This is a genomic window from Streptomyces sp. CNQ085 (assembly GCF_022614595.1).
In the GTDB taxonomy this organism is placed as follows: domain Bacteria; phylum Actinomycetota; class Actinomycetes; order Streptomycetales; family Streptomycetaceae; genus Streptomyces.
The window spans coordinates 1-6,723 of record NZ_JAJFAU010000202.1; the positions used below are offsets into that span (position 1 = coordinate 1).

7 protein-coding genes and 1 pseudogene are annotated in these 6,723 nt (G+C 75.0%); 3 read left to right on the plus strand and 5 right to left on the minus strand.

All coding sequences use genetic code 11. From position 1 onward, the window contains the following. Positions 1-339: pseudogene (locus tag LJ221_RS22555) on the minus strand (peptidyl-tRNA hydrolase); the annotation flags it as partial. An 89-nt stretch (positions 340-428) separates the two neighbouring features. Between LJ221_RS22555 and LJ221_RS22560 the strand changes: the two are divergent. Continuing rightward, positions 429-632 carry a hypothetical protein gene (locus LJ221_RS22560; protein WP_241718553.1) on the plus strand — a complete coding sequence of 68 codons (204 nt, stop codon included), beginning with the start codon at positions 429-431 and terminating at the stop codon, positions 630-632. 34 nt (positions 633-666) lie between these two features. Here LJ221_RS22560 and LJ221_RS22565 read toward each other — a convergent pair whose 3' ends face one another. Further along, the gene (locus tag LJ221_RS22565; protein ID WP_241718554.1) at positions 667-1,746 is read right to left on the minus strand and encodes a polysaccharide deacetylase family protein; all 1,080 of its coding nucleotides are present in this window, start codon (positions 1,744-1,746) and stop codon (positions 667-669) included. A 113-nt stretch (positions 1,747-1,859) separates the two neighbouring features. Next, positions 1,860-2,585, minus strand: coding sequence for a siderophore-interacting protein (locus LJ221_RS22570; RefSeq protein ID WP_241718555.1), 726 nt, complete (start codon positions 2,583-2,585; stop codon positions 1,860-1,862). 137 nt (positions 2,586-2,722) lie between these two features. On the opposite strand from LJ221_RS22570, the gene LJ221_RS22575 reads away from it, so the two are divergent. Beyond that, positions 2,723-3,364 (plus strand): GNAT family N-acetyltransferase, encoded by a 642-nt coding sequence (locus LJ221_RS22575; RefSeq protein ID WP_241718556.1) that lies wholly within the window; start codon positions 2,723-2,725, stop codon positions 3,362-3,364. Positions 3,365-3,402: 38 nt separating this feature from the next. On the opposite strand, the gene LJ221_RS22580 is transcribed toward LJ221_RS22575, so the two are convergent. Both LJ221_RS22580 and zapE read right to left on the minus strand, forming a co-directional pair. Next, positions 3,403-4,791, minus strand: a complete 1,389-nt coding sequence (locus LJ221_RS22580; RefSeq protein WP_241718557.1) for an alkaline phosphatase PhoX — start codon at positions 4,789-4,791, stop codon at positions 3,403-3,405. Positions 4,792-4,966: 175 nt separating this feature from the next. Then, a complete protein-coding gene (gene zapE / locus LJ221_RS22585) occupies positions 4,967-6,109 on the minus strand; it encodes a cell division protein ZapE (RefSeq protein ID WP_374228535.1) in 1,143 nt (380 codons plus the stop codon). A 66-nt stretch (positions 6,110-6,175) separates the two neighbouring features. Here zapE and LJ221_RS22590 point away from each other — a divergent pair. Continuing rightward, positions 6,176-6,723 (plus strand): dihydrofolate reductase family protein (locus tag LJ221_RS22590; protein ID WP_241718558.1); only part of this gene is annotated, 548 nt, incomplete at its 3' end.

Genomic DNA, 6,723 nt, shown 5'->3' on the forward strand with positions numbered 1-6,723 from the left:
GCCGGTCACCGTGGCGCCCGGCAGGGCGCGGGCCCGCCGCCACTCCGCGCCGCGCGCCCGGCGCACCACCTTGCGGATGCGCCCGTCCTGCCAGCCGCGCACCGCCTGGTGCCATTCGCCGCCGGGGTCCGTCGTGCGCTCGTCCGACAGCACCACCAGCACCGCGCGCGCCGCCGTCTCGAGCGCGTCGGTACGCGCGGGCGGGCCGGGGGGAGCGGACCGCTCGATCCGGACGACGAGCGGCAGGACGTACTGCGGGGCCGCGTCCCGGGCGGACGCCTCGCGGGCGGCGGCGGGGTCTGGGGCGGGTCCGGTGGAGGGGACGTCGGAGGTACTCACGGGGCCAGTGTGCCAGCCGCCGCCGGGGCGTTCGCACCCGCTTTCGTACGAGGTCACGGCCGGGTGGGGCCGGGAGTACCCTCGGCGGTATGGAGATCGTATCCGGCTGGACGGCGCCCGGAACGAGGGCCGTCCGAGAGGCCGGGGCCGCCGGGGGCGGCGCCGGACGAGAGGAGCGGGCCGTGTGCGTGCAGTGCGGCGAGCCGGCCGAGTACCCGGCGAGCACGCGTGGCGCGACGCTGTGCCCGGTGTGCGAGTGGCACGAGGCCGAACGCGTCGCCTGCTCCTGCTGAACGGACCCGGACGGGCGCGCCCGGGGGCGGGGCTTCAGTCCCGGCCCACGGCCGAGGCGATCATCTCCGAGACGCGCACGAGGCGGTATCCGCGCTCCCTCAGCTCCGGGACGATCCGGCGCACGGCCTTCTCTGTGGCCGGCGCCTTCTCGCGGTCGCAGCGCAGCATCACCACCGAGCCCGGCCTGACGTCCTTCAGCACCCGTTCTGCCACCTTCTCCGGGTCCTTCTCCCCGGCGTCCGGCGCGACCACGTCGCCGGCCACCGCCGTCACCTCCGCCGGGGCGATCGCCCGCCGGGAGCGGTCGTCGAAGCAGCCGCCGGGGAAGCGGAAGTAGGGCGTCAGGTTCTTCACCCCCGCCGCGCGGATCGTTTTCCGCCCCTTGAGGACATCCGCGAGCCGCTTGTCGGGCGCGAGCGCGGGGAGGTCACGGCAGTCGTCGGTGAAAGCGCGGTGGGAGTGGGAGAGGCTGCCGACCTCGAACAGGTCGTCGCGGCCGATGGCGCGTGCCTGGTGCTTGTAGGTCTGCGCCCACAGGCCCGACATGAAGACGGTCGCGGGGACCTTCTCGCGGCGCAGGGCGGAGATCAGGCCGGGGTTGTCGTGGCGCTCACCGTCCTCCCCGGCGCGTTCTGTGTTCTCGCTGTTCTCGGCGTTCTCGGCGTTCTCGGCGTCCTCTGTGTCCTCTGTGTCCTCGGCGGACAGTGCGGCGTCGAAGGTCAGCGCCACGACCTTGTCCTCCTCGTCGCCGCTCTTCCCGGCCCTCTCCCGCTTCTCCCGGTTCTCGCCGTCGGCCCGTGCGTCCTCGGCGCGCGGGCCGTGCCGGAAGACGGGAACCCGGCCGCTGATGGAGGCGGGCAGGGTGGCGTAGCGCCCGGACGGGGGCGAGGCGGCCTCGTCGTCGCCCTCGGGGCGGGAGAGGGAGGAGCGCGGGGAGGCGGAGAAGCCGTCCTTCCCGGAAGCTCTCTCCGAGGCCGCGGGCGAGGAGGGCGCGGCCGGGGACGCGTCGGTCCGGGTGGTGTCGCCACCCGGACCCGCGCAGCTCACCGTCACGGCGGCGACCAGGGCGAGAGTGGTCAGAGGACGGGCGGTGCGGCGCACGGAGACGGTCATGATCGGAACGTAACGACGATCCGGGACGGCCGCGCGGGGTGCTGCTCCCGTCGGACTACCGCCGCCCCCGGCCCGGGTGACGCCCGCACGCCGCCCGTGCGCGGGACTGTGCGTCAGGTCGCGCGCCAGTAGCCCAGCGCGTGCACCCTGTCCTTCGGAACCCCCAGCTCCCTGCGCGCGTGGGAGGCGAGGGCGCGCGTCGTGGCGGTGTCGCAGGCGATCCAGACGTAAGGTGCCCGCTCGTCCTCCAGCAGTTTCGGCAGCTCCGCGGTCACCTCCGCCACCAGGTGGGCGCCAAAGTCCCGGCGCGGGACCCATCGCACCTCGTGCCGGCCGGACCGGAGCCGCAGCGGCAGCTCGGCGTCCTGCGGGTGCGCGGTCTCGAACCAGACGGTCGCGGGTGTGCCGGGGAAGGCGTCCAGCAGCGAGTTGACGGCCGGCAGGGACGCCGGGTCGCCGACGGCCAGGAGCCGGGAGGGCTCGGGCGACGGCGCGGCGAACCCCGTGCCCTGGACGGTGGCCTCGATCGTGTCGCCCGGCCGTGCGCCGCGCGCCCAGTCGCAGGCGATGCCCTCGTGCAGCGCGAACTCCAGGGCGAACGTACCGGCCTCGGGGTCGGGATCGACCAGGGTGTAGGCGCGCTGGTGCGGTTTGCCCCCGCTCTCGAACCAGAGGCGGACCCACATCGTCGGGTGGACGCCGGTCGAGGCGAGCATCCCGCCGTCCGTCATCCGGATCCTCAGGTAGTGCTCGGTGACCTGCTCGGTTCCGGTCACGGTGAACTCGAAGTCCCTGCCTCGCAGCAGTTTGAGGACCACGCCCTCCCAGCCATGCCCCACGGTCTCTCCTCCCCGGTCCCGGGGTGCCCCCGGACAGCCGTCATTTTGATTAGGTTAGCCTAACCTGACGGCCAAGGGGTGTTCGTGGCACCCCTGTTCGAACCTGTCCGTCCCAGCTCGTCCCTTTCGGAGAGAACGTGTCCAGACCCACCGGTGCCACAGCCGTCCCGACCGATTCCCACACCACCGCCCCTCCGCGCGGACCTGTCCACGAGCGGGCCGTCGAGGGCTTCGGGACTGTGCGGATCACCCCCGTGGACCCGGAGCGCGACGCCGCCCTGATCCACGGCTGGGCCACCCAGGAGCGCGCCGTGTTCTGGGGAATGGGTTCGATGGACGTCAGGGAGGTCCGCGAGGTCTACGCCCACATGGACACCCTCGCCACCCACCACGCCTTCCTCGTCCACCGCGACGGCGAACCCGTCGCGCTCCTCCAGACCTACGACCCCGCCGAGGACCGGGTGGGGCTGTGCTACGAGGTCCGGCCAGGCGACCTCGGGGCGCACCTGCTGCTCGCCCCCGCCGCGGGCGCCGGCGAGACCGGGTTCACCGGCCGCCTGGCCGCCGCGATCCTGGAGTACCTCCTGGCCGACCCGGACTGGCGCCGGATCGTCGTCGAGCCGGACGCCCGCAACGAGAAGGCGATCGCGCGCATGCTGCGGACCGGGTTCGAGCGGGGGCCCGAGATCGTGCTCCCCGCGGTCGGGCTGCCGCAGGTCAGCCTCCCGGAGAAGCGCGCCCGCCTGGCCTTCCTGCGGCGGGAGGCGGTCACCGGCTGACCCCGGTCGGTCCCGGCCGGACCCCGGCCCCGCCCGCCTCAGTGGCACCAGGGCCCGGTGACGGCGAACGTGGTTCCCGGGTCGTAGCAGTTGACGTACATGGTGCGGCGGTCGGGCGAGAAGGTGACGCCCGCGAACTCGCCGTACGCCGGCTCCCGCGCGGTGCCGGTGTTCTGGGCGTTGCGCGCCAGGGCGTAGACCTCGCCGTGGCGGGTGAGGCCGTAGACGTGCTGCTCGCCGCCGCCGTCCTCGCAGACCATCAGACCGCCGCCCGGGGCGAGGCAGATGTTGTCCGGGGAGTCGCCGGGGGTGTCCACCCCGGTGTCCGGCCCGAAGACCACCGCCAGCGTCAGCCGGCGGCGGCCCGGCTCGTACCGCCACACCTGGCCGGAGTGTCCGGCCGCCGAACCCTCGGAGCCGCGCGCGTAGCTGGAGACGAAGTACACCGCGCCCTCGCCCCGGTGACTGCCCCAGTAGCAGCCCTCCAGCTTCTGCGCGTGGGTGACGCCGCCGCGGCCGAAGTCCTGCAGGCGGACGGGCGTCCGCTTCGCCACTGGATCGGGCACCGGCAGCCACTCGACGCCGTCGAAGCGCGTGCCCGGCTCGGTGACGGCCGACAGGTCGGGGACGCCGGGCACCCGCATGGCCTCCAGCCTCCCGCCCGCGCGCAGCGAGTCGAAGCCGCCGCGGGGCCGGTGCGGCAGGAAGCGGTAGAACAGGCCGAAGGGGTGGTCGAAGGCGTCCTCGGTCTCGTAGACCACGCCCTCGCGCGGATCGACGGCGACGGCCTCGTGCTGGAAGCGGCCCATCGCGGTGAGCGGTTCGGGGACGGTGCGGTGACCGGGGCGCAGACCGACCTCGAAGACGAAGCCGTGGTCCTTGGTGTAGCCGTTGGAGCCGGCCCCGTCCTCGGTCTCCTCACAGGTCAGCCAGGTTCCCCAGGGGGTCGGGCCGCCCGCGCAGTTCACAGCGGTGCCCGCGATGCCCACCCGCTCGTCCAGTACGCGGTCGCCGCCGGAGAGCTCCAGCACGGTGCAGCCGCCCATGCCCCGCGGGTCGTACGTCAGCCCGCGCACGGCGGGGACGCGGCGGGGGGCGTCGTGGCGGTTCTCGTGGTTGCGCGCCAGGCGCACGCGGCCGGGGGCCGGGCCGGGCAGCGCGGTCATGCCGTCGTGGTTGCCGGGGACCGGTCCCCGGCCCGAGGGCATGGGCTCGCCCTCACGCGACAGCACCCGGTAGCGGAAACCTTTCGGCAGGTCGAGCAGGCCGTCGGGGTCGGGCACGAGGGGACCGTACCCGCCCCGGCCGCCGGCCGCGGCGTGGGCGGAGTCCGTACCGGTGAACAGGTCGAAGAGCGATCCGGTGAAGGCGATCCCCGCCCCGACGGCGGCGGCGCTTCCCAGGACCTGGCGTCGCGTTGCTGACATGGGCGACTCCCCGCTGGCGGACAGGTTGATGACCCGCTTGTGTGTACCACGCCGTCAGCACGGCGGGAATCAGGCGCGGCCCCGGCGGGACCCGCTCGCGCGCGCCGCGACCCTCCCGGCGTACGGATCCGGCCGCCGGCGGGAACCGGCCCGGCTCCCGCCGGACCCCGCCCCGTCAGGCCCCGGCCCCGCCGTCCTCCCCGGTCAGGCGCCGCGCGTCGCGGGCGAGCGCGGTCAGCCGGGATATCGCCCGGAAGTACTTCTTGCGGTAGCCGCCCCGCAGCATGTCCTCGCCGAAGAGGCGGTCGAACGGCACCCCGGAGGCGAGCACCGGCACCTCACGGTCGTAGAGCCGGTCGGCCAGGACCACCAGGCGCAGCGCGGTGGACTGGTCCGGCACCGGCCGGACATCCGTGAGGCAGACCGCCTCCACGCCGTCGCACAGCGCGCCGTAGCGGCTGGGGTGCACTCGGGAGAGGTGGTCCAGGAGGGATGGGAAGTGGTCCAGGGACGCGCCGGGGGTGCGGTGCGCGGCGGCGCTCACCTCGGCGTCGCCGGCCGGAGCCGGGGCCTCGGGCAGACCGCGGTGACGGTAGTCCTCGCCGTCGATGCGCAGCGTGCGGAAGTGCGCCGACAGCCCCTGGATCTCCCGCAGGAAGTCGGCGGCGGCGAACCGGCCCTCGCCCAGCCTGCCGGGCAGGGTGTTGGAGGTGGCCGCCAGCGCCACGCCCTCCTCCACCAGACGGCTCAGCAGGGTGGAGACCAGCACGGTGTCGCCCGGGTCGTCCAGCTCGAACTCGTCGATGCACAGCAGCCGGTGCCCGCCGAGCGTGGCCACCGTCTGCTGGAAGCCGAGCGCCCCCACCAGGTTGGTCAGCTCCACGAACGTGCCGAAGGCCTTGCGCTCGGGCGGAGCCTCGGTGGCGTGCCACAGGGAGGCCAGCAGATGGGTCTTGCCCACGCCGTAGCCGCCGTCGAGGTACACCCCGCGCGGACCGGCGGGCACCGCCTGCCGCCCGCCGCGGCGGAACCAGCGCCGGATGCCGCCGCCCTCACCGCCCGGCCGCTCCCCGCCGAGCCCGCCCGCGAACTCGCCCAGCACCTTCACCGCCTCGAACTGGCTGGGCCGGGACGGGTCGGGGATGTAGTTGTCGAAGCGCACCGAGTCGAAGCGCGGCGGCGGCACCATCTCCGCGACCAGGCGGTCGGCGGGCACGTGCGGCTCGCGGTCGCACAGGGACGGCGGAGCGGCCCCGTCGGCCGCCGGGGGCTTCGGTCCGGCGTTCGGGTCGGGCTTCTGGGCTGGGGAGGACGACACCTTTATCACTGTACGTGGCGTGGCGGGGCGCGAAACACGCCAGTGGCACGTGCCACACTGCGCCGTATGCGACGCCTGTTCCCCCCTCCCGAGTACTCCGCGGCACTCACGGCCTCCGGGCGGGACGAGCCGCCGTCCGCCGGCCGGCCCTGGACGCTCGAGGAGATCGCCGACGCGTACGCCTACCCCGCCGCCGCCGCGGCCGGGGACGGGGCGGCCGGACGGGCCGCGCGGCCCTGGCTGCGCGGCAACATGGTCGCCTCCCTCGACGGTGCCGCCCACCACGGCGGACGCTCCCAGCCGCTGTCCTCGGACGCCGACATGCGGATCTTCGGGGTGCTGCGCGCCCTGGCGGACGCCGTGGTCGTCGGCGCCGAGACGGTACGCCGGGAGGGATACCGGCCGGCCCGCCGCCGCGAGGCGTTCGCGGTCCGGCGCGAGGCCGCCGGGCAGGGGCCGGCCCCCGCCGTCGCGGTGGTCAGCGCGAGCCTGGACCTGGACTTCTCCCTGCCGCTGTTCACCGAGCCGCTGGTGCCCACCCTGGTGCTCACCGGCGCGGCCGCGCCCGCCGGCCGCCAGGACTCTCCCCAGGGGAAGTCCTCGTACGCACCGGG